At 73.8% G+C, this 23416-nt stretch carries 14 protein-coding genes; 6 read left to right on the forward strand and 8 right to left on the reverse strand.

Going from position 1 to position 23416, the window contains the following annotated elements; genetic code table 11:
• Window positions 1-6: 6 nt before the first annotated feature.
• Complete coding sequence (locus tag AB0F82_RS05585) at window positions 7-213, reverse strand: hypothetical protein (protein WP_356811363.1); 207 nt, start codon at window positions 211-213, stop codon at window positions 7-9.
• A 201-nt stretch (window positions 214-414) separates the two neighbouring features.
• Here AB0F82_RS05585 and AB0F82_RS05590 point away from each other — a divergent pair, with 201 nt between their 5' ends.
• From AB0F82_RS05590 to AB0F82_RS05615, 6 genes are all read left to right on the forward strand, one after another.
• Complete coding sequence (locus AB0F82_RS05590; RefSeq protein ID WP_356811364.1) at window positions 415-2289, forward strand: AfsR/SARP family transcriptional regulator; 1875 nt, start codon at window positions 415-417, stop codon at window positions 2287-2289.
• 91 nt (window positions 2290-2380) lie between these two features.
• On the forward strand, window positions 2381-5668 hold the full coding sequence (locus AB0F82_RS05595) for a non-ribosomal peptide synthetase (protein WP_362624296.1): 3288 nt from the start codon (window positions 2381-2383) through the stop codon (window positions 5666-5668).
• A 54-nt stretch (window positions 5669-5722) separates the two neighbouring features.
• Entirely contained in the window at window positions 5723-7123 is a 1401-nt protein-coding gene (gene glyA / locus AB0F82_RS05600; protein ID WP_362624298.1) for a serine hydroxymethyltransferase, read from the forward strand.
• Window positions 7120-7809, forward strand: a complete 690-nt coding sequence (locus tag AB0F82_RS05605; protein WP_362624299.1) for a DUF2461 domain-containing protein — start codon at window positions 7120-7122, stop codon at window positions 7807-7809. Before glyA ends, AB0F82_RS05605 begins: the two co-directional genes overlap by 4 nt.
• Window positions 7806-8906, forward strand: a complete 1101-nt coding sequence (locus tag AB0F82_RS05610) for a threonine aldolase family protein (protein ID WP_362624301.1) — start codon at window positions 7806-7808, stop codon at window positions 8904-8906. Before AB0F82_RS05605 ends, AB0F82_RS05610 begins: the two co-directional genes overlap by 4 nt.
• On the forward strand, window positions 8903-9484 hold the full coding sequence (locus tag AB0F82_RS05615; protein WP_356811369.1) for a GNAT family N-acetyltransferase: 582 nt from the start codon (window positions 8903-8905) through the stop codon (window positions 9482-9484). The genes AB0F82_RS05610 and AB0F82_RS05615 overlap by 4 nt, the downstream gene beginning before the upstream one ends.
• 75 nt (window positions 9485-9559) lie before the next feature.
• Here the strand turns inward: AB0F82_RS05615 and AB0F82_RS05620 are convergent, their stop codons facing one another.
• From AB0F82_RS05620 to AB0F82_RS05650, 7 genes are all read right to left on the reverse strand, one after another.
• Window positions 9560-10705 carry an acyl-CoA dehydrogenase family protein gene (locus tag AB0F82_RS05620; RefSeq protein WP_362624303.1) on the reverse strand — a complete coding sequence of 382 codons (1146 nt, stop codon included), beginning with the start codon at window positions 10703-10705 and terminating at the stop codon, window positions 9560-9562.
• Window positions 10702-11892 (reverse strand): acyl-CoA dehydrogenase family protein, encoded by a 1191-nt coding sequence (locus tag AB0F82_RS05625; protein ID WP_356811371.1) that lies wholly within the window; start codon window positions 11890-11892, stop codon window positions 10702-10704. Before AB0F82_RS05625 ends, AB0F82_RS05620 begins: the two co-directional genes overlap by 4 nt.
• Before the next feature lie 79 nt (window positions 11893-11971).
• Entirely contained in the window at window positions 11972-13378 is a 1407-nt protein-coding gene (locus AB0F82_RS05630) for a condensation domain-containing protein (protein ID WP_362624306.1), read from the reverse strand.
• Complete coding sequence (locus AB0F82_RS05635; RefSeq protein WP_362624308.1) at window positions 13378-16734, reverse strand: non-ribosomal peptide synthetase; 3357 nt, start codon at window positions 16732-16734, stop codon at window positions 13378-13380. The genes AB0F82_RS05630 and AB0F82_RS05635 overlap by 1 nt, the downstream gene beginning before the upstream one ends.
• The gene (locus AB0F82_RS05640) at window positions 16727-20812 is read right to left on the reverse strand and encodes a non-ribosomal peptide synthetase (protein WP_362624310.1); all 4086 of its coding nucleotides are present in this window, start codon (window positions 20810-20812) and stop codon (window positions 16727-16729) included. Before AB0F82_RS05640 ends, AB0F82_RS05635 begins: the two co-directional genes overlap by 8 nt.
• Window positions 20813-20977: 165 nt before the next feature.
• The gene (locus tag AB0F82_RS05645) at window positions 20978-22255 is read right to left on the reverse strand and encodes an MFS transporter (RefSeq protein WP_356811375.1); all 1278 of its coding nucleotides are present in this window, start codon (window positions 22253-22255) and stop codon (window positions 20978-20980) included.
• A 119-nt stretch (window positions 22256-22374) separates the two neighbouring features.
• On the reverse strand, window positions 22375-23406 hold the full coding sequence (locus AB0F82_RS05650; RefSeq protein WP_362624313.1) for a winged helix DNA-binding domain-containing protein: 1032 nt from the start codon (window positions 23404-23406) through the stop codon (window positions 22375-22377).
• Between the last annotated feature and the right edge of the window lie 10 nt (window positions 23407-23416).

Raw genomic sequence — 23416 nt, forward strand, 5'->3', positions numbered from 1 at the left:
GAGCGGTCAGCCCCAGGGCATGTCGCCGTTCGTGCCGGCGGAGCCCGGGTGCGAGGGGTGCAGCGGCTTGACGACGCCCCAGGGCATGTCGTCCGCCTGGACGCTGGTGCCGGCCTGCGCCGTGCCGGCCGAGGCGGCCCCGGTGCCCACGAACATCCCCGCAAGAACGACCAGGCAAGCGGCCGTCGTCTTCGCCGTCCGGGTGCTGCGCATCTCGGATTCCCCTCTCGGTGGATCATCTCTGCACCGCTTGCTGCGGCACGAATGGAACAGTAGGGACGGCTCCTTTCTCTTCCGTGTTCCATCGATTTCGTGACCCGAGCCCCCCGCGAAATCGACACGATATCGAGGGGACAACGGACTCCTCTAGCTTCGTTCGAAGATTCTTCTCAGGAATCACGGATGGGGCGGTACATGGAATTCCGAGTGCTCGGGCCAGTAGAGGTACGGCGGGACGGCCACCGGGTCGCGTTCTCCGGGGCGAAGCTGCACACCGTGCTCGCGGCGCTCCTCCTGGCCCGCGAAGAGGTCGTGTCGGACGAGCGGCTGTGCCGGCTGCTGTGGGGCTGGGCACCCCCGGCCACCGTCAGCGCACAGCTCTACACCTATATTTCGCGCCTGCGCAAGATTCTCGGCGACGAAGTAATGATCGATCGCAGACCGCCGGGATATGCCATGAGCATCGGTAATGCGACCGTCGACCTGAACGAATTCGAGAAGCTGGCGCTCGGCGGCCGCGAGGCACTGGTCAAAGAGGACTTCGCACGTGCCGGTGAGCTGCTGCGCGACGCCCTGGCCCGGTGGAACGGGCAGCCCTTCGCGAACGCCACGGAATACCTCGCCGACGCCGAGGCCCCGCGGCTGACGGAGGCGCGGGCCGTGACCCTGGAGCACCGCATCGCCGCGGACCTGGCCCTCGGCCGGCACGAGCAGATCACCGGTGAACTGACCGGTCTCGTCGCCGAGTTCCCGCTGCGCGAGCGCATCCGGTGCCAGCTGATGACGGCCCTGTGCCGGTCCGGACGGCAGGCGGACGCCATCCACCTGTACCACCACGGCCGGGCGGTGCTCGCGGACGAGCTCGGGGTCAATCCCGGCGAGGAACTCCGGGCCACCTACCGGGCGCTGCTGGACGGGACGCTCGACCGGTGGCCGGGCTCCGCCCCGGCCGTACGGGCGGGCGCCCGGCCGCGGGCCGCCGGACCGTCGGCCGGGACTCCGGCCATGCTGCCCCCGGACACCGTCGACTTCACGGGGCGGGGGCCGGAGCTGGAACTGGTGTGCCGCGCCCTGGCCCCCGACGGGCAGGGCGCCGGACGGCCCCGCCGGGTCCTGGTCACCGGCATGGCTGGGCTGGGCAAGACCGCTCTGGCCGTCCACGCGGCCCACCGCTGCCAGCGGCACTTCCCCGACGGCCAGTTGTACGCCGACCTGCGCGCCGCGGACGGCACGCCGCGGCACCCGGCCCGGGTGCTGCGCCGTCTGCTGCGGGCGCTCGGCCCGATGGACGACGTACCGGTAACCGACGACCAGGACCAGCTGGTGCGCCTCTACCGGGAGCGGACCCGGGGCAGGCAGCTGCTCATCGTGCTGGACAACGCCTCGGGAGCCGCCCAGCTCGGTCCGCTGCTGCCCAACACCCCGGAGCCGGCCGTGCTGGTGACCGGGCGTACGGCCCTGCCCACCGTGGCCGGAGCGCACACCGTTGCCCTCGGGCCCCTGGAGCCGCGGGACTCCCTGGAGCTGCTCGCCGCGGCGGCAGGCCCGGCCCGGGTGGCGGGCGCTCCCCGCGCCGCCTCCGCGATCGTCGAGCACTGCGCGGGCCTGCCGCTGGCGCTGCGGATCGTCGGTACCCGGATCGCGGCCCGGCCGCACTGCACCCCCGACCGGCTCGCCCGCAGGCTGGCGGACCCCGTCACCCGGCTGCGGGAGCTGCACTCGGGCGACATGGACGTGCACACCTCCCTGCTGCCGTCCTGGCGCGCGCTGGAGCCCGAGGTGCGGGCGGTGTTCCCGGCGCTGGCCGCGCTGGGCCCGGAGCCGTTCCCGGCCGCCGAGGCGGCGACGGCGCTGGACCTGCCGGAGGCCGAGGCCGAGCGGCTGCTGGAGGCGCTCGCCGACGCGGCCCTGCTGGAGGTCAGCGGCGCGGACGAGTGGGGGCAGCCCTGCTACCTGTTCCACCCGCTCGTACGGCTCTTCGCGCTCTCCCTGGAGGAGGGGCGGGCGCCGGTGCCCGGCGACCGGGCCGGCCGCACGGAGCATAACCGGCGGCTAACTCACCGCCCCTAGCCTCGCCCTGCCCCGCAGCAGGGCGTCCCGGCCCGTATCCACCCCGAGCACGCACAAGCCAACGGCCCGTAACACCGAATGGAGTTGGACCATGACCGAGCTCCTGCCCGCTCGCGCGGACAGTGCCGCGTCCTTCCCGATGACCGAGACGCAGCAGGCACTGATGATCGGGCGAGGCGAAGCCGTCGAGATGGGCGGCATCGGCTGCTACGGATACTTCGAGTGGGAGCGCGCGGACCTCGACCCCGAACGGTTCGCCAACGCCTGGCGCAAGGTGGTCGCCCGGCACGACATGCTCCGCGCGATCGGCAGCACGGACGGCACCCAGTGGGTGCCGTCCGACCCGCTGCCGTTCGCGATACCGGTCGTGGACCTGACCGACCTGTCCGCCGACGCCGCCGGGGAGCACCTCGCCGCGCTGCGCGAGGAGATGAGCCACGTGGTCTTCCCGGTCGGCAGCTGGCCGCTGTTCGACCTGCGGATCATCCGGCTGGGCGGTCCGGAGAACCTCGGCCGGGTGCACCTGGGGATCGACCTGCAGGTGCTGGACGCCTCCAGCGCGTTCCAGGTGCTCTTCCCCGAGCTGGTCGACCTGTACGAGGACCCGGACGCGGAACTCCCCGAGCCCGGCATCGGCTTCGCCGAGTACGCCCGCTGGCGGGCCGACGCCCTGCCGCACACCGAGGCCTTCCGGGCCGCCCGCGACTACTGGGTGCAGCGCGTGCCCACCCTGCCGCCGGCCCCGTCGCTGCCCACGGGCGGCTCCGCCGGGGACACCGGCGAGGTGCGCTTCGACCGGCGCGAGCACCGCCTCTCCCCCGCGGACTGGCAGCGGTTCACCGAGCGGGCGCGCGGGGCGGGCCTGACCCCGTCGGTCCTGCTCACGGCGGCCTTCGCCGAGGTGGTCCGGGCCTGGTCGGAGGAGTCCGACTTCACGATCAACTACCCGGTCTTCCAGCGCCCGGCGGTGCATCCGGACATCACCGGCGTGCTCGGCGACTTCACCAACGCGGTGATGCTCGCCGCCGACGGTTCGGGGGCGACCTTCCTGGACCGTGCGCACGCCCTGCGCGACCAGCTCGCCCGCGACGTGGAGCACGGCTCCTTCAACGGTGTCCGCGTGCTGCGGGAGCTGACGCGCCTGCACGGGGTGGGGGCGCAGGCCGGGATGCCCGTGGTCGTCACCAGCCTCCTCGACTACCCGGTGCGCCGGCCCGTCACGGACCTGGGCCGGGAGGTGTACTCGATCTCGCAGACCCCGCAGGTGACCCTCGACGTGCAGCTGCGCGAGCTGGCCGGCGAACTCCGCGTCATCTGGGACTTCGTCGACGGCGCGTTCGCGCCCGGGTTCGTCGACGCCGCCTTCGGCGTGTACGTGGACCTGCTGGCGCGGCTCACCGACGACCCGGACAGCCTGCACACGGCGCGCTTCGACCTGGTCCCGCCGGCCGAGCGGGAGCTGCGCCGGCAGGTCAACGACACCGCCGGGCAGATCCCGTACACCACCCTGCACGAGCTGTTCGCCCGGCAGGCCGAACTCACGCCCGACGCCGAGGCCGTGGTGGACTCCGGCCGGCGGCTCAGCTACGCCGAACTGGCCTCGTACGCCTGGCGGATCGGGCACACGCTGCGCGAGCACGGGGCGGCTCCGGGCGAGCTCGTCGCCGTGGTGATGGAGAAGGGCTGGGAGCAGTACGCCGCGGTGTACGGGATCCTCGCCTCCGGCGCCGCCTACCTGCCGCTGGACGCCTCCGTGCCGCCGGAGCGGCTGCGCCGGCTGCTCGCCGAGGCCAAGGTCGACCGGATCCTCACACAGTCCTCGCTGGACTCCCGGATCAGCTGGCCGCCAACGGCCCGCCGCTACCGCGTGGACAAGGACTTCGAGACCGGCCCCGCCACCCGGCCCGACACCGCGCAGACCCCGGCGGATCTCGCGTACACGATCTTCACCTCCGGTTCGACGGGCGAGCCCAAGGGCGTGATGGTCGACCACATCGGTGTGGTCAACCTGATCCGCGACGTCGCGGAGCGCTTCGAGGTCGGCGCGCGGGACCGGCTGCTGGCCATCTCGGGGCTGCACTTCGACGCCTCGATCTACGACGTCTTCGGGGTGCTCACGCAGGGCGGGACCGTGGTGGTGCCGCCGCCGTTCGAGCACGCCGAGCCCGACGTCTGGGCGGACCTGGTGCAGGCGGAGCGGGTCACGCTGTGGAACTCCGTGCCCGTGCTGATGGAACTCCTCGTCGGCGAGGCCGAGGTGCGCGAGCGGCGCGGGGGCGGTCGGCCGCTGGAGTCCCTGCGGCTGTCGGTGCTCTCGGGCGACTGGATCCCGCTGACGCTGCCGGACCGGCTGCGGGCGCAGAGTCCGCGGATCCAGGTCGTGGGTTCGGGCGGCCCCACCGAGACGATCTGCTGGTCGCTGTTCCAGCCGATCGGCGAGGTCGACCCGTCCTGGACGAGCATCCCGTACGGCAAGCCGATCACCAACCAGCGCTACTACATCGTCGACGGGGCCGCGTACGAGCGACCGCTCGGCGTCGTCGGCGAGATGGCCGTGGCCAGCGACGTGGGCCTCGCGCTCGGCTACTGGAACGACGCCGAGCGCACGGCGAACCGCTTCGTACGCCTCCCGGAGACCGGCGAACGCGCCTATCTGACCGGTGACCTGGGCCGGTACCTGCCGGACGGCAGCATCGAGATCCTGGGCCGGGACGACTTCCAGGTGAAGATCCAGGGACACCGGATCGAGCTGGGCGAGATCGAGGGCGTGCTGCGCCAGGACGCCGAGGTCGAGGCGGCCGTGGTCGTGGCGCCCGCCAGCGCCCACGGGGTGCGCCGGCTGCACGCCTTCGTCGTGGCCGGTGCCGGCTGCGACGCCGGCGCGGCGGACCGGGTGCTGGAGCGGCTCGCCGCCCAGCTCCCCGGTTACATGGTGCCGGCCGCGATCACCGCGCTGGAGGAGCTGCCGCTGACCCGCAACGGCAAGGTCGACCGGCTGCTGCTGGCCTCCTCCGCCGGAAGCCGGCAGTCCGCCGACGACGCGGCCGTGCGGGACGGCGGTGACGGGCCGGGCAGCGCGCTGGAGCTGGTGCTGTGCGCGGCGATCGCCGACATCCTCGGCCTGGACGGGGTGGCGCCCGGTGACAACTTCTTTTCCCTGGGCGGCGATTCGCTCAGCGGGACCCGGCTCGCGGGACTGCTCAAGGAGCTGCTCGGGGTGCCGGTGCCCGTCAAGACCGTGTTCCAGAACCCGGTGGTCCGCGAGCTGGCCGAAAAGATCGCCGCGGACGAGCAGCACGGCGCGCAGGCGGTCGCGGCGGCGGAGGCCTTCGGCGAGCTGGAGGCCGACGAGACGGACACCGCCGATGCAAACGGCTGAGGGCACCGCCCGGTTCAGCACGGCCATCACGGACGATTCCGAGAGGGGACAGTCATGAGTCTCACCCTGCCCGCGCCCGTCACCGGTCCACTGGACGAGGAAAGGCTTCCGGACGGCACCCCACCGGCGCCCGCGCCGGACCTGGTCGAATTCGCCGCGCACGCCAACACCCGCCTCAGAGAACGCGATTCCGCCCTGTACGACCTGCTCGCCCGGGAGTCGGCGCGCCAGCGCGACACCCTGATGATGGTCGCGGCATCCAGCGTGGCGGACCCCTCCGTGCTGGCCTGCGAGGGCAGTGCGCTCGGGAACCTGACCGCCGAGGGATTTCCCGGCAACCGCTACCACGCGGGCTGCGGCGTCGCCGACGAGATCGAGCGCCTGGCGATCGAGCGGGCCTGCGCGGCCTTCGGGGCGCAGGACGCGATCGTGCAGCCGCACTCCGGGTCGTCCGCGAACCTCGCCGTGATCACGGCGCTGCTGAGCCCGGGCGACAGCCTGCTCGGCCTCGACCTGGACTGCGGCGGCCACCTCACCCACGGCTCCCCCGCCTCGGTGACGGGCCGGTACTACCGCGCCCACGGCTACCGGGTGACGCCGGAGGGGCTGCTCGACTACGACCAGATTCGCGAACTGGCCCTGGAGCACCGGCCGAAGCTGATCGTGTGCGGGGCGAGCGCGTATCCCCGCAGCATCGACTTCGCCCGGTTCCGGGAGATCGCGGACGAGGCCAACGCCTATCTCCTGGCCGACATCTCGCACATCGCGGGACTGGTCGCGGCCGGCCTCCACCAGAGCCCGGTCGACCACGCCCACGTCACCACCACCAGCACCTACAAGCAGCTGTACGGGCCGCGCGGCGGGCTGATCCTGCTGGGCCGCGAGGCCCGCAGGGCGGGCCCCGAGCGCGGCACCCTGGCCGCGACGCTGCGCCGGGCGGTGTTCCCCTTCACCCAGGGCACCCCCGACCTGGCGTCGGTGGCGGCCAAGGCCCGCGCGCTGGACTTCGTGGCCAGCCCGGACTTCGCCGAGGTCGCCAAGCGGCTGGCCGACGGCGCGCAGGCCATCGCCGAGCGGCTCCTGGACCGGGGCTTCCGGCTGGTCACCGGCGGTACGGACACCCACATGGTGCTGCTCGACCTGCGGGGCACCGGCGTCACCGGGGACGTCGCCGAGGAGGCGCTGGAGTCCTGCGGGATCGTCGTCAACCGCAACCGCGTCCCCGGGGACACCACACCGGTCCGGGTGACGGGGGGCTTGCGGCTGGGGACCAACACGCTGGCCGCCCGCGGGATGGACCGGACGGTGGCCGCCGAGTGCGCCGACCTGGTCGCGGACGTCCTCGCGGCGCTCGCCGCGCCCGGCGGGGTGCTGCCGGACGCGCTGCGCGCCCGGGTCCGCGCCCGGGTGTCCGAGCTGTGCGCCGCCCACCCCCTGCCGGGGTACCTGCCGTGACCTTCAGCGGCTTCCCGCCCTCGGCACTGCGCCTGTACGAGGACCTCGCGGCCGACAACAGCAAGGAGGCGTGGCGGCTGCGCCACCGCGAGCGGTACGAGCGTGACGTGCGTGCGCCGATGGACGAGCTGGCCGCTGAACTGGGCACGTTCTTCGAGGAGTGGGCCGGGCCGGGCGGGGTGCAGGTGCTCGGCCCGGTCCGGGACACCCGGATGTCCCACGACAAGTCCCCGTACAAGAGCTACCAGGGCGCCTATCTGGACCTGCTGCCCTGTCTGGGCCTGTGGGTGCACCTGGACCGGGACGGGCTGTACGCCTCCGGCCGCTGGTACCCGTACGCCGGGGCCGAGGTCGCCCGCTACCGTGCCGCCGTCGAGGAGGAGGACGGCGGCACGGAGCTGGCGCTCATCACGGGCCGGCTGGCGCGGGCGGGCTTCGTCCTCGGCGGGGACCGGCTCAAGTCCCGGCCGCGGGGAGTGTCCGCGGACCATCCCCGGCTGGACCTGCTGCGCCACCGCAAGATCGACGCGGGACGACGCTTCGGTCCGGCCGAGGGCCTGCACACGGCGCGTGCCGGGGAACTCGTACGGGAGACCTGGCTGCTGGTACGGCCGCTGCTGGACTGGATGGCGGCCCGTGAGCTCACCCCACCGCCCCGCGAACGAGGAGTTGACGAGCCGTCATGACCACAGGTGGTTGCGGCATTGCCGATCTGCGCAGCGACACGGTGACCCGGCCGGGTCCCGGGATGCGGGCCGCGATGGCCGGCGCGGAGGTCGGTGACGACCTCTTCGGGGAGGATCCGACCGTCCGCGCCCTGGAGGAGCGCCTCGCCGGGCTCTTCGGCTTCCCGGCGGCGCTGTTCACGCCGTCCGGGGTGATGGCCAACCAGATCGCACTCCAGCTCCTCGTCGCTCCCGGCGAGGAGCTGGTGTGCGACGCCGAGGCGCACGTCCTGGCCCACGAGGAGGCCTCCCCGGCCCGCTACGGCGGGATCCAGACCCGTACGGTGACGGCCGAGCAGGGGGTGATCACCCCGGCCGTGCTGGCGGGGGTGCTCCGGCGGGGGAACGCCTACACCCTGGGCACGCGCGCGGTGGAGGTGGAGCAGACCCACACCCGGGCCGGCGGCACGGTCCATCCGCTCCGGACGCTGCGGGCGGTGCGCGAGCTGACGGCCGGCGCGGGCGTGGCGGTCCACATGGACGGCGCCCGGATCTGGAACGCGATGGCCGCGACCGGGACGCCGGCCGCGCGGTACGGGGAGACGGCCGATTCGCTGTCCGTGTGCCTGTCGAAGGGGCTGGGGGCGCCGGTCGGTTCGGTGCTGCTGCTCCGCGCCGAACACCTGTCCCGGGCGAGGAAGTTGCGGCACGGGCTGGGCGGCGGCATGCGGCAGTCGGGCATCCTGGCCGCTGCGGGGCTGTACGCCCTGGACCACCACGTGGAGCGGATCGCCGAGGACCATGAGCACGCCGCGCTGCTGGCGGCGGGGCTGCGGGACGCGGGGTTCCCCGTGCGCCCGCCCGAGACCAACATCGTCCTCGTCGGGGTGCCGGGCGCCGACGAGGTCGTCGTGCGGGCCGCGCAGGAAGGAGTGCTGGTGACCGCCCCGGACCCGGACACCGTCCGGCTGGTCACCCATCTGGACGCAGGACGCAAGGCGTGTCGGCGCGCCCTCGAGGTGCTGGCCGCCGTTATGACCGATGTCGTCGCCGGAGCGCGTGAGAGCGGGCCCGCGGGACGTACGCAAGAAGCGGAAGAGAGCGAAGTAGCAGCATGAGTTTAGAAGTCCGGCCCGCCACGGCGGATCTGTGGGACGACGTCCGCCGGGTGCTCCAGCCGAAGAAGAGCGCGCACACGTGCTGGTGCATGGCGTGGCGGCTGACCACCGGCGACTACGGGCGGATGACCGCGCAGGAGCGGGGCGAGCACCTTCGCACCCTCACGGAGAAGGCCGACCCGCCGCCGGGGGTCCTCGGGTTCCTGGACGGCGAGGTGGCCGGCTGGTGCAACGTGGCGCCGCGCCGCCAGCTGGACCGGCTCACCTCCTCGAAGACGATCACACCGGTGGACGACGTGCCCGTGTGGTCGGTGACGTGTTTCGTCGTGCGCAAGGAGTTCCGCGGTAAGGGGGTCGCCTCGGGTCTGCTGGAGGGGGCCGTCGAGCACGCGCGGGCGAACGGCGCGCCCGCCGTCGAGGGCTATCCGGTGGATCCCGAGGGCGGCCGGGTGAACCCGACCCTCGCCTACGTCGGGACGATGGACATGTTCGAGCGGGCGGGCTTCCGCCGGATCCAGCGCACCGAGGCGAAGAGCGACAAGCGGCACCGCTGGATCGTGCGCCGCGACCTGGTCTGACCGTCAGCGCCGGTACCGGTACCGGGGGAAGGGGCTCCCGCAGTGCGGGGGCCCCTTCCCACGTCGGCGGGCGGCTCAGGGGGTGTGCGCCGCGGTGTCCCACAGCTGGGCGGGACGCCCGCAGCGCAGTGCCTCCCATGCCGCGCGCCGGTAGCAGCCGGCCACCAGGCCGTCCCGTACGAGACCGGAGGCGCCGTGCAGGTGCACCGCGTCACGTGTCACGTCGAGGGTGGTCTCCGCCGTGAGGGCGATCAGACCGGCGGCCTCCCCCGGGGTGAGCCGTCCCTCGTCGAGGTCGCGGGCGGCGTCGCCGACGGCCCAGCGGACGGCATCGAGCCGGGCCAGGAGCCCGGCCACCCGCAGCCGGGGCCCCTGGTGCTTGACCAGGGCCTGGCCGAACTGCTGCCGTCCCCGGATCCGGGAGACGACGGCGGTCAGGGCGGCCGCGGTGATGCCGGCCAGCAGCGACGCCTGGTGGACGGCGGCGCGCAGGCCGACGCGGGCGAGGGCGTGTTCGGCGGCGACACCGCGCAGCAGCACCGATCCGTCCGGGATCCGTGCCTCGTCGAAGACGGCTCCGGCGACGGCTCCCCCGCCGTGGTCGCGCAGCGGGCGTACGGTGACGCCCGCCGTGGGGAGGTCGACGAGGGCTACGCAGGGGCCGTCGGGGCCGCTCGCCAGCACCAGCAGGGCGTCCGGCCCGACGCCGGCGGCGAACGGGCCGGACGTGCCGGTGAGTACGACGCCCGCGCCGTCACCGTCCGGTTTCCAGGCGATGCCCGGCGGTACGGCGCCGCGCGGGTCGGGCAGCCGGCCGGGGACGGCGAGCTGGAGCTCCCCGGCGCGCACCCGGTCGAGCCGGTCGTCGGTGCCCTCGGGGGCGAGGGGGCCGAGGCCGGAGAGCACGTCGAGCGCGAGGAGGGTGTCGGCCAGTGGGACGGGCTGCATCGCGTTGCCGGCCTCCTCGCAGACCATGGCGAGGACGGCCTGGCCGAGGTCGAGGCCCTCCTTCTCGATGGGGAGGGCGAACTCCCAGGCCCCGACCTGGGTGAGCGCCTCCCAGGCGCCCTCGGGGGTGTCCCCGTCGACCTCCAGGCCCTGCCGCACGGTGAGCCGGAGCTGCCGGAAGAGCGAGTCCTCGTCCTCCCGCTCCCGCCACCGCTCGGGCGCCGCGCCGGCCGCCCCGCCCGTACCGCTCCCGTTGACCGCCTGGGTCGTCATGGCCGTACCTCCGCCCCTGAGTCGAGACGCAGCCGGGCCAGCGTCTCCAGCATCATTTCGGCGGTGCCGCCGGATATCCGCATCCCCGGGGCTTCGCGCATCGCCGAATCGAGTGGGTGTGCCACCCCGTCGACCTCCGGGTCGTCGAGGGTCATGCTGGTGTCGCCGTCGAGTTCGGCGGCCCACCAGGCCACCTCCGCGGCGAGTTCGGTGGTGTACCACTTCGCGGCGGCGGCCTCGTCCTCGTTGAGCTCGCCCCGGTCGAGGCGGGTGAGGACGCGGCGGACCAGGGTGCCCGCCGCGAGCAGCCGGGCGTTGAGCTTGGCCAGGCCGATCTGGTCGTGCTGGCCGGCCTCCAGCCGGTCGGTGTGGGCCTCCAGCCGTTCGACCGCGGCCCGGTACCAGCGCAGTGCCTTGACGTAGTAGTCGAGGCCGGTGCGTTCGAAGGCCAGTGTCTTGACGACGATCGCCCAGCCCTGGCCGATGCCGCCGACGACGTCGTCGGCGGTGACGGCCACGCCGTCGAGGGCGACCTCGTGGAAGGCGTCGTCACCGATGCCCGGGATCTGCCGGATCGTGACGCCGGGCTGGGCCAGGGGCACCAGGAAGAGGCTGAAGGCGTCGTCCTCGCCGCGGGCCAGGCACAGCCCGTAGTCCGCGAAGCGGGCGAAGAGGGAGTGGACCTTGGTGCCGTAGAGCTTGTAGCCGCCCTTGCCGTCGGAGACGGCGCGGGTGGAGAGGATGTTGAGATCGGAGCCGGCCTGCGGTTCGCTGAAGAGCACGCAGCCGAAGGACGTGCCGTCGGCGAAACCCGGCAGGTGGCGCGCCTTCATCTGCGGGCTCGCGACGTTGAGCAGGGTGGAGCCGACGATCTGCACGGTGAGCGTGTGCAGCAGGTCGGGGACGTCGTGCATGGCGAGTTCCTCGACCAGTACGGCGGCCGCGACCTGGCTGACGCCGCGGCCTCCGTACTCCTCGGGCCACTGGGGTGCGAGGAGGCCCCTCTCGCCCAGGGCCCGGTGGATGGGCCGGGGGTCCCGGGTGCGCCGGGCTTCGGCGACGGGGGCGGAGACCAGGATGTCGTGGATGTCCTCGCGCAGGGCCCGCATGGGGGTGCGGGGCACGCCGGCCCCGCTCCGTACGAGCCCGCAGTCCGCGGGCGCGCGGTAGAACTCGGTGGTGAGCACGGGCAACTCCCTAGGCGGGTCTGGGTGGGTCCGGGTGGGGATTGAGGAGGGGGCCGGGGCCCGCGGGCCCCGGCCCCGCTCAGTGCCGGGCGGTGGTGACCGGGGAGGCGGGCGCGGCGACGGCCCGGTCCAGTACCTCCTCGATCCCGGTGAGCAGGCCCCGCACGTCCTCGGGCGTGGCCGCGTGCCGGTTGTACTCGGCGGTGCCGCCGATCTCGCCGTCCCGTTCCACCAGGCCCACGCAGGCGAGGGCGGCGGCCGGGTCGGGGCTGTAGAGCTCCAGGTGGCGTGCGGGCGGCCCGGGCAGCTGGCCGACCTCGATGCCCGGCAGGTCCAGCGGTACGGCCGGGTAGTTGTGCAGGGCGAACAGGACGTTGTACGGCGGGGGCGTGCCGTCGCCGAACAGCACGTCCACGGGCAGGCGCTGGTGGGCCAGGGCTTCGGCCACCGCGGTGCGGGTGCGGTGCAGGAGCTCGCGGAAGGAGGGCCCGCCCGCGAGGTCGAGCCGGATCGGCACGACGGTGGTGTACTGCCCGACGGCGCCTTCGAGCGGTGCGGCGAACCGGCCGGCGGCCGGGGTGCCGATCACCACGGAGGTACGGCCGTCCCTGCGGGCCAGTACGACGGCGAGCGCGGCGAGCAGGGTCATGAACGGGGTGGCGCCTTCGGCCGCGCCCAGCTCCAGCCCGGCGCCGACGGGACCGCGGGCCAGCCGTACGGGCAGGTGCCCGCGTTCGAAGCCGCCCGGGATCCGGGGTGCGGGCGGGTCCGTCGCGAACACCGCCCGGCGTCGGGTGAGTTCTGCGGTGCCGTCCGGTCCGGAGAGCCAGCGGTGCTGCCAGTCGGCGTAGTCGGGGAACTGGAGTTCGGGCGGGGTGAGGGACTCCGGGCCCTCTCGGTAGCCGGCGGCGAGGTCCGCGAGGAAGACCCCCGAGGACCAGCCGTCGAAGACCGCGAGGTGGGAGGCGAGGATCAGGACGTGCTCGTCGGGCGCGGTCCTCAGCAGCCGGAAGGCGCTGGTGCGGCCGCTCTCCAGGTCCAGGACGGTGGAGGCGCTCTCGGTGATCTGCAGGGCGACCCGCTCGGCGGCGGCCTGCGGGGTGAAGCCCGAGAGGTCGGCCCGGGTGAGCCGCAGGACCGGTTCCCCGTCCACGTGCAGCCGCGGCTGGTCGGCGGTGGACCGGGCCAGCCGGGTGCGCAGCGCCTCGTGGCGGCGCAGCACCCCCGTGAGGGCCCCGTCCAGCCGCCGGGCGTCGAGGGGGCCGGTCAGCCGGAGCGCGTGGGAGCCGGTGGCGACGGCCGGGTGGGTGCGCTCCCGGCGCCACAGCCGGGTCTGGAGGGCGGTCGGCGGGACCGGCCCCGCGCCGGAGCGCGGGGCCGGGTGGGCGGGTACGGGCCGACGGGCGGCCAGCATCAGGCGGGCGAGCTCGCGCTTGCCCTCGGGGAGCGCGGCGAGCGCTCCTTCCATCCCGGCCGGTCCGGCCATCAGGGTCCCTCCGGCTGCTGGAGGGAGCCGAGGAGGGCGGCGGCCTCTTCGTCGCTCATGTTCTCGATCTGCTCGAAGACCGCGAGCAGCCGGTCCTGTTCGCCGACGGCCTCGGCCTTCGCGGCGCGGACGAGTTCGGCGAGGCCGGAGACGGTCGGGTGGCCGAAGAAGTCGGCGAGGGCGATGTCGATGCCGAAGAGGGCCCGGACCCGGGAGACCACGATGGTGGCCTGGAGGGAGCTGCCGCCCAGGGCGAAGAAGTCGCCTTCGACGTCGGGGTTCTGCCATTCCAGGAGCGGGGTGAGGATGTCGCGGCAGATCTGCTCCTCGATGGCGTCGCGCGGCGGGGTGCCGCCCTGCGCCGACTGCTCCGCGGGCAGGGGCAGGGCGGCGGTGTCGACCTTGCCGTGCGGCGTGAGCGGCAGCTCGTCCAGGACGACGACCACCGGGACCATGTAGCCGGGGAGCCGGACGGCCGTGTAGGCGCGCAGGCCCTCGGCGTCGGCGACCTCCGAGGCGTAGGAGCCCACCTGCTCGACGGTGACGTAGGCGGCCAGCATGCGCTCGCCGCCGGCGGCGGGCTGGGCCACCACGACGGCCTGCTGCACGGAGGGGTGCCCGGTCAGGACGGCCTCGACCTCGCCGGGCTCGATGCGGTGGCCGCGCACCTTGAGCTGGCGGTCGGTGCGGCCGAGGAAGTCCAGGTTGCCGCCGGGCAGCCAGCGGACCAGGTCGCCGGTGCGGTAGAGACGGGCGGTCTCGGGGCCGTCGGCGTAGGGGTTGTCCGCGAAGCGTTCGGTGGTCAGGTCGGGGCGGCCCAGGTAGCCGCGGGCCACGCCGGGGCCGGCCACGCAGAGTTCGCCGGGGACGCCGGGCGGAACCGGCCGCAGCCGCTCGTCGAGCACGAAGGCCTGGTGGCCCGGCATGGGGCGGCCGATCGGCGGGTTGCGGTCGTAGCTGCCGGTGCAGTCCATCAGCGTGACGGCGACGGTCGCCTCGGTGGGACCGTAGCCGTTGACGAACCGCCGCTCCCCCGCGGTCCATTCGGCGACGAGACGGCCGGGGAAGGCCTCGCCGCCCACCGAGACCAGGCGCAGGTCGGGCAGGGCCGCCTGGTCCAGGAGCGGCAGGAGGGCGGGCGGGAGTTCGGCGACGGTGACGGCTTCCTCGCGCATCCGCGCCTGGAGCAGGGCGGGGTCGCGGCGTTCGTCGTCGGTGGCGATGACGAGCGAGCCGCCGGCGAGCAGGGTGGTGAAGATTTCGAAGACGGAGACGTCGAAGGTGAGGGGGGCGAACTGCAGGACCCGGTCCTCGGCCTTGATCTCGTAGGCCTTGGCGATCGTGCGGGAGAAGTGCGTGACCGAGCGGTGCTCGATCATGACGCCCTTGGGGGTCCCGCTGCTGCCGGAGGTGTAGAGCACGTAGGCCAGGTCGGCGGGGGTGGAGCTGAGGGCGAGGGAGGGGACCTCCCGGACGGGGGCCGCGGTCCCGGTGTTGACGAGTTCCAGGGGAACGGGCAGTTGCGCGCTCTCGTCGACGAGGGCGTGGCGGACCTTGGCGTCGGCCAGGACGGTTCGGGTCCGCTCGGCCGGGGCGGCCGGGTCGACCGGGATGTAGTGGGCGCCCGCCTTGAGGACGCCGAGGACGCCGGCGACGGCGGCGGGGCCGCGGGCCACGCACACGGCGACGGGGTCCCCGTGCGCGACACCCCGGTCGCGCAGCCGGTGGGCGATGGCCTCGGACCAGCGGTCGAGGGCGGCGTAGTCCAGCCGCGTGGCGCCGTGCCGGACGGCGACGGCGTCGGGGTGGATGGTGGCCCGCTCGCGGAAGGCGCGGTCCAGGGTGGTGGTCCAGGCCGCTTCGTCGACGGGGCCGCCGCGGGACAGCTCGCGGGCGTGCCGGGAGGCGGCCGGCTCCTCGACCAGGCTGATGTCGCCGACCCGGAGGTCGGGGTTCTCGGCGACCTGCTCCAGGACCTGCCGGAAGGCGGCGAGGAGGGCACTGGCCGTGCCGTGCCGGTAGAGGGAGGTGTTGTATTCGAGGGAGAGTTCCAGGCCGTCGTTCTCGCCGACGAGGAAGCTCATGTCGAATTTGGCCGCGCCGTCGTGCAGTTGGTCCATGGCGAACTCGACGTCCGCGGCCTGCGCCCGGTGGGTGCCCCAGCGGCCGAGCGAGGTGAACTCGATCTGGAAGAGCGGGTGGCGCAGCGGGTCGCGGACCGGACGGACGGCCTCGACGACCTGCTCGAAGGGCAGTTCGCTGCTGGTGAAGGAGTCCATCACGGAGGCCGCGGTGCGGGTGACCAGCTCGCGGAAGGTGAGCCCGTCGGTGACCTCGGTCCGCAGGGTGATCATCTGGACGAAGCAGCCGATGACCTGTTCCAGGTCCGGGTGCGGGCGGGAGGCGCTGGCGGTGCCGACGACGACGTCCTCGGTGCGGGTCCAGTGCCGCAGCAGCGCGTTGAAGGCGGCCAGCAGGGTGGTGAAGACGGTGGTGCTGTTGGCATCGGCGAGATCGGTGAGCCGGTCCAGCAGCTTCTGGTCGAGGGTCAGTTTCAGGCCGCGGCCGTCGCCCTTCGTCTCGGGACCGCGCGGGTGGTCGGGCATGACCTCGGTGGCGACGGCGCCGGCGAGGATCTGGCGCCATTTGGCGGCGAGCGCCCGGCCGTGCTCGTCGTTCTCCAGCTTGGCCCGCTGCCAGGCCGCGAAGTCGGCGTACTCGACGGCGAGTCTCGGGGCTTCGGGGCGCTTGCCCGCGGCGGCCGCGGCGTAGCTGGTGGTCAGCTCCTCGGTGAAGATGCGGGTGGAGCCCGGGTCCCAGGCGATGTGGTGGACGACCCAGAGCAGGACGTGCCGGTCCGCGGCGAGGCGTACGAGGTGGGCGCGGACGGGCGGGGCGGCGGCCAGGTCGAAGGGGGCGGCGGCGCAACCGGCCGTCAGCTCGGCGAGTTCGCGCTCGGCGTCCTCGCTGCCGGAGAGGTCGGTGCTCTGGACGCCGAGGACGAAGGAGGGGACCGGTTCCTGCCAGGGGACCCCGTCGATCTCGACCAGTTTGCTGTGGAGCACCTGGTGGCGGGCGACGACGGCGTTGAGCGCCTCGTGCAGGGCGGCCCGGTCGAGCGGACCGCCGAGGGTTATGGAGAGGGCTATGTTGTTGCGCGCCTTGCCGGCGCCGAGCTTGTCGACGAACCACATCTGCTCCTGCTGGAAGGAGGAGCGGGAGCGCGGTCCGTGGTCGGCGCGCTTCAGTTCGACGCGGCGGCCCACGCCGGCCGTCATCTGGTTGCGCATCCTGCCCAGCAGCCGGGAGCGCTGTCCCTGGGGCAGGCGGCCGAGCCGTTCGGCGAGATCAGACATGGTTTCCTCCGTTGCGGTGCAGGTCGGCGAGCAGGGCGGCGAGCCGGTCGGGGAGGTGCTTGGCGAAGTAGTGGCGGCCACCGGGGATCACGGCGAGCCGCACGTCGGCCGCGTAGCGGCCCCAGGCGCGGTAGCCGTCCTCATAGCCGTCGGTGGCGTCGTCGGCGTCGCCGATGATGCAGGTGAGCGGGGTGGCCAGGGGCCGGTCGTAGCCGGCAGGGGTGCGGGCGAAGAAGCGGGCGGCCTCGGTCATGTCGTGCCGCACCATCCGCAGGACCGCGGTGAGGTCGCGCTCGTCGAGGACGCCGTCGAAGCCGTCCATGGTGGTCAGGTAGGCGACGAGGTCGTCGTCACCGGAGACGCGTTCCATCTCCAGGGCGTACTCCGGGTCCTCCTCGGGGAGGGCCGCGGCGAGGTCCAGGGCGATCGGGCGCTGCCCGAGGCGTTCGAGGACGTGGGTGGTCTCCAGCGCGGTGACGACTCCGGCGCAGTGGCCGTAGACCGCGTACGGGCCCCGTACGGTGCGGGCGATCTCCTCCGCGGCGAGTTCCGCGAACTCGGGGACCGGCAGCATCGGGCCGGGGCGCAGCGGGTCGTGTCCGGGCGGGGAGACGGCCAGCAGCTCGATGTGCGGCGGGAGCTGGGCCGCGAGCGGCTGGTAGGCGATGGCGTCGCCGCCGCCGTGGGGGAAGCAGACCAGGGTCAGGGCGGTGGCGCCGGGCGGGCGTTCGGGGGTGAGCCGGTGCAGCAGGCGGTGCGCCCCCGTGCCGGCTGCGCCGAGTTCGGCGGTACGGGCGGCGAGGCCTGACGGGGTCGGGTTGCTGAAGAGGTCGACCACGCGCAGGGCGGCGGCACCGCCGTCGGGCAGGGCGGCGGCGACGGCCCGTACGGCGCGCACGGCGGCGAAGGAGTCCCCGCCCAGGGCGAAGAAGTCCTCGTCGGGGGCCACCTCGGCCACGCCGAGCACCTCGGCCCAGACGGCGGCGATGCGCAGGGCGACGGGGTCGCCGTCCGCCGGCGCGGCGGCGGGCCGGTCGGGGGCGGGGGCGGCGGGGCGCGGGTCGGGCAGGGCGCCGCGGTCCACCTTGCCGTTGGGGCTGAGCGGGAGCCGCTCCAGCAGAACCAGTTCGGCGGGGACGCAGTGCGGGGGCAGGACCGCGCCGAGCGCGGTCCGCAGGGCGGCGGTGTCGAGGCCGGCGCCGTCCTCGGGGACGACGTATCCGACGAGGCGGTCGGAGCCGGCGGTGGTGCGGCGGGCGGCGGCGACGGCTTCGCGGACGCCGGGGCGGCCCCGCAGCGCGCTCTCCACCTCGCCCGGTTCGATGCGGAGTCCGTTGAGCTTGATCCGGAAGTCGGTGCGGCCGAGGAGTTCGATGGTGCCGTCCGTGCCGTAGCGGGCCAGGTCGCCGGTGCGGTAGAGGCGTTCGGTGCGGCCGGGTTCCAGTTCGACGTGGACGAACTTCTCCTCGGTGAGCTCGGGCCGGTTCAGGTAGCCGCGGGCCAGTCCGACGCCGCCGAGGTGGAGTTCGCCGGGCACGCCGACGGGGACGAGCCGGTCGTGCGGGTCGAGGACGTAGGTGCGCTGGTTGGCCATGGGACGGCCGTAGGGGAGCTTCGTCCACTGCGGATCGACCCGGCCGACCCGGTACTCCACCGAGTGGATGGACGCCTCGGTCGCCCCGCCGAGTGCCACGAAGGACAGCTCCGGCGCGAAGGCGCGGATCCGGTCGGGCTGGGTGACGGGGATCCAGTCGCCGCCGAGGAACGCGGTGCGCAGCTTCGGCAGTCGGGGGCCGCCGGCGTGTTCGAGCTGGTCGACGAGGAGGCCGAGGAGGGCGGGGGCGGAGTTCCAGACGGTGACGCCGTGCCGCTCGACGAGGTCGGCCCAGTGGGCCGGGTCCTTGGCGGCGGCCGAGTCGGGCAGGACGAGCGTGCCGCCCGCCGCCAGGATGCCGAGGGTTTCGTAGACGCTCATGTCGAAGCTGGGCGAGGACAGGGCGAGGACCGAGTCGTCGGGGCCGATGCCGTACGAGCGGTTGAGGTCGAGGATGTTGTTGACCACGCCGCGGTGCTCCAGGGCTATCCCCTTGGGGGTGCCGGTGGAGCCCGAGGTGAAGATGACGTAGGCGAGGTCCCGGGCGGTGACGGGGACGTCGGGCCGGGTCGCGGGGAGCTCGGCGAGCGCGGCCCGGTCGGTGTCCAGGAGCACCTGCGCGGTACCGGCGGGGACGGGCAGCCGGCCGATGAGCTCCGCGTCGGAGACGACGATGGGCGGCGCGGCGTCCTTCAGCAGCAGGGCGAGGCGCTCTGCGGGGTAGTCGGGGTCGAGGGGTACGTAGGCCCCGCCGGCCTTGAGGACGGCGAGGATCGCGGTGACCAGGCCGGGGCCGCGGCGCAGGCACAGCGCCACGGTCCGGCCGGGGCCGGCCCCGGCTTCGGCGAGCCGGTGCGCGAGCCGGTTGGCGCGCTCCTCCAGCTCCCGGTAGGTGACGCTCCAGCCGCCGACTCCGCCGAGGACCACGGCGGGCGCGCCGGGCCGGCGGTCGGCGTGCTGCTCGAAGAGGTGGTGGAGGCAGGCGTCCTGGGGGAAGGGGGCGCGGGTGGCGTTCCAGTCGTCCAGGGCGGCGTGCCGCTCGGCGTCGGTGAGCAGCGGCAGGGCGGACAGCGGGGCGTCGGGGCGGTCGACGGCGCCTTCGAGGGTGGTGAGGAAGTGGCCGAGCAGCCGGTCCACGGTCGAGGCGTCGAACAGGGCGGTGGGGTACTCCACGAGGGCACGGACCGCGGTGCCGGTGTCGTGGACGCTGATCATCAGGTCGTACTTGGTCGCGTGCGAGGAGAAGTCGATGGGCTCGGTGGTGAGGCCCGCCAGGCCGGGGGCCGTGTCCGGGGTCTCGTCGAGGAGGAACATCACGGAGGTGAGCGGCGGCCGGCTCGGGTCGCGGGGCAGGCCGAGCGTGTCGACGATGAGGTCGAAGGGCAGTTCCTGGTGCGCGTACGCCTGCAGGGTGGTGTGGCGGGTGGCGCGGACCAGCTCGGCGAAACCGGGGTCGCCGCCGGTTCTGATGCGCAGCGGCAGGGTGTTGACGAAGAAGCCGATGAGTTCGCTGAAGGCCGGGTGGTCGCGGCCGGAGACGGAGGTGCCGACGACGATGTCCTCCTGGCCCGTCCAGCGGCGCAGCGTGGCGGCGAAGCCGGCCAGCATCGTCATGTAGAGGGTGGCGCCCTCGGACTTGCCGAACTCCCTGAGCCGGGCGATGAGGTGGGGCGGCAGGTCGATGTAGCGGGAGGCTCCCTCGTGCCCGAAGACGGGGGGCCGGGGCCGGTCGGTGGGCAGGTCCACGGGTGCGGCGCCGCCCAGCTCCTCCCGCCAGAAGGAGGTCAGGCCCTCCAGCCGGTCGCCGCTCACGCGGCGGCGCTGCCAGGTGGCGAAGTCGGCGTACTGGAGGGCGAGCGGGGCGTTCGCGTCGGCGGGGGCGCCGGTGCGGGCGGCGTAGGCACGCTCCAGTTCGGTGTAGAGGATCCGCATCGACCAGCCGTCGGTGACGATGTGGTGGAGGTTGAGGACGAGGACGTGGTCCTCGGCTCCGAGGCGGCCGAGCCGGGCCCGCAGCGGGACGGCGCCGGCCAGGTCGAAGGGGGCGCCCGCGTCCGCGTCGTAGAACGGCCGGACGGCCTCCTCGTCGGGCAGTTCGGTCAGCGGCAGGGGCAGCCGGAAGCCGTCCACCACGCGGGGCAGGGCCTCGGAGGCGCCCTCCTGGTAGGTGTAGACGGTGCGCAGCACCTCGTGGCGGTCCACGATGTCCTGGAGGGCGGCGTGCAGGGCGGGGACGTCGAGCGGGCCGCGGATGCGGGTGGCCACCGGCACGTTGTAGGCGGGGCTGCCGGGCTGGAGCTGGTCGATGAACCAGAGCCGGCGCTGCGCGAAGGAGAGCACCGGTGGGTCCGCGGGGTCACGGGGTGCCGGCTCGGGGTCCTCCCGTACGGCGGCGCGGCCGCCGGTGCGGCCCGTCAGGGCCTGGAACAGTGCCCTGCGGGACTTCGGCAGTGCGGCTATGCGTTCGGCGAGGGACTCGCTCACCTTGAGCCTCCGTGCGTCTTCGGGAGAGGGAGTACGACAGGGCGCGCCGCGGGAGCGCGGCGCGGGCGTGCGGGTGCAGGCGTGCGGGGTGCGCGTGTGCGGGTGCAGGCGGGGGTCGGGAGCGGGTGCCGTTCGGCGGGCACCCGCTCCCGTGGGGCGGGACCGTCAGGCGGTGATCCTGGTCTCGTCCGCGGCCGGAGATCCCTCCTCGGCGGCGTCGTCCCCGCCGGGCATTTCCTTGATCTTGGCGACCGGCCCGCTGAGCAGGGTCAGGCCGCCGATGATGGTGACGGCTCCGGCCACCGCGAGGCCGCCGGTCAGGCCGATCGCCTCGCCGAGCGCGCCGCCGGCGAAGTAGCCGAGGGACAGGGCGCCGTACACCGCGGAGAGCGCGGTGCCGCTGACGCGTCCCATCTGCTCGTTCGGGGTGACACCCTGCACGAGGCTGAGGACGTGGATGTCGAACATCGGGGACACGAAGCCGATGACGGCCTGGACCACGATCAGTCCGACGAAGCCGCCGACCGCGCCGCCCGTCGGGACCAGGATGTAGCCGGCGCCGAGGACGACGGCGGTGATGACCAGGAGGCGGCCCACCGAGAGGCTCTTGGAGACGACCTCGGAGAGCACCGCGCCGACGATGACGAAGACCGACATGACGGCGAAGGCCGCGCCGACCTGGCCGGGGCTGAGGTCCAGCACCTTGTACGCGTAGACGATCAGGAGGGCGTCGCCCATCGCCGCGCCGAGGTTGACCACGACGTTGGCGGTGAACAGGCCGCGCAGGACCGGGTTGCCGAAGAGGGTCCGCATGCCCTCCTTCATCTCCGCCTTCGCGGAGGCCTTCCGCTCCTCGGTCCGCTCGCGCACGTCCCGGTGGCGGATGACCAGCAGGGCGATGAGCGAGATGAGGAAGGTGAACGCGTCGGCGGTGATGGCGCGTGCGGCGCCGAGCAGCTGGATGAGTGCGCCGCCGGCGCCCGCGCCGACCGCCTCGGCGACGCTGCGGCTGATCTGGAGTTTGGTGTTGCCCTCGATGAGGTTCTCGGTGCCGATGAGCTGGGGCAGCCACGACTGGTACGAGACCTCGAAGAAGGTCGTGAGGCAGCCGGTGACGCCGGCCACGATGAAGAGGTGGGTCATGCTGACGGAGTCGAGCGCGAATGCCAGCGGAATCGTGGCCAGGGCCAAGAAGCGGCCCAGGTCGGCGACGATCATGACGGTGCGCCTCGAGACCCGGTCGGCCACCAGCCCGGCGATCGGGGCGAGCAGCAGGAAGGGGAGGAAGCGCAGCGCGCCGAGCACGCCGACCTCCAAGGCTCCGCCGTCCAGCACCACGACCGCGAGGGTCGGCAGTGCCAGAAGGGAGATCTTGTCGCCGAAGTTGCTGACGGTCTGCCCGAACCACAGGCGATTGAAATCGGAATGCCGACCGAGTGCCATGTCGACGCCCTTTTCTGATTGGGTACGGAATTGTCGGACGGCACTGACGCTATGGACCCCGAGTTAGACCCCGGTTATGAATTCCGGGACTATAGAACGCTTGTAGACATGCGATGAGCTCAGCTGGAGAAGCGTGCGATGTCGGCGCTCTCGCGGGCGATTCCGGCGGCCACCGCCGGGCTCGGGGGCTCGGTTCCGGGAAAGGGTTCGACCTTGACCGGCGTCCCGCGGCGGCCGCCCGACCAGGTGCCGACGGCCAGGCCGTCGACGACCACGGTGGCCCGGATCTGTCCGCCGCCGGGCCACACGCGGCGTTCGTGCTCCGCGGGCACCGACAGGTCCCGGCTGCGGTAGCCGACGAGGTAGTTGTCGTAGGCCGGCAGCAGCCGTACGTCCGGTTCGCCGGGGGCGGGCGGGGCTTCGGGGCCGGTGTCCCGTACGGCGGCCCAGGCGTTCTTGCCCGTCGTGGTCTTCAGCCCCGACCAGTGGACGAAGTCCAGGGCGTCGGAGGGTCCGTGGGCCGCTCGGTAGCGGCGTGCGAGCTCCCGTACGGCCGCCTCCCCCGTGTACGGCAGGGGTCCGGTGGCGGGCAGCCAGTCGTCGAGGAGGACGAAGGTGGCCTCGCCGCCCTGCTGCGGTCCGTGGCAGATGCGGCCGGCGAGGGCGGCGCGGCGGATGAGGTGGAAGGCGGACTGCCCCTTCGGCTCGACCCCGAGGGTGGTGAGCCGGTCGGTGAGCCGGGCGCGGGTCAGCGGGCCCTCCGCGGCGATCGCGTCGGCGATGAGCTGTTCCGAGCGCGCGCACAGGGAGTCGTCCAGGCCCAGTTCGCGCAGGCGCCGGCCGGCGAGCGCCAGGTGGACGGGCCCGAAGAGGGACAGCAGCCAGCGGGCGTCGGCGGCGGGCACCAGCTGGAGGGTGCCGCGCATGAACCAGCCGCGCACGGCGGTGCGTTCGGTGTCCGTGGCCCGGCGCACGGCCTCCCGCGTCAGCCCGCGGGCCCGCGCCCGCAGTCCGAGCTCCGCCGCGGGCAGGTCCTGGGCCTGGACGGCCAGCACCTGGCCCAGGACGGCGGCGACGGAGTCCTCCCGGACCCCGCCCCCGATCGCCTGTGCGCGCGCCCTGAGCAGCCGTTCGGTCGTACGTCGTTCCACGTTGTCCAGT

Source organism: Streptomyces virginiae (assembly GCF_040638905.1).
In the GTDB taxonomy this organism is placed as follows: domain Bacteria; phylum Actinomycetota; class Actinomycetes; order Streptomycetales; family Streptomycetaceae; genus Streptomyces; species Streptomyces virginiae_B.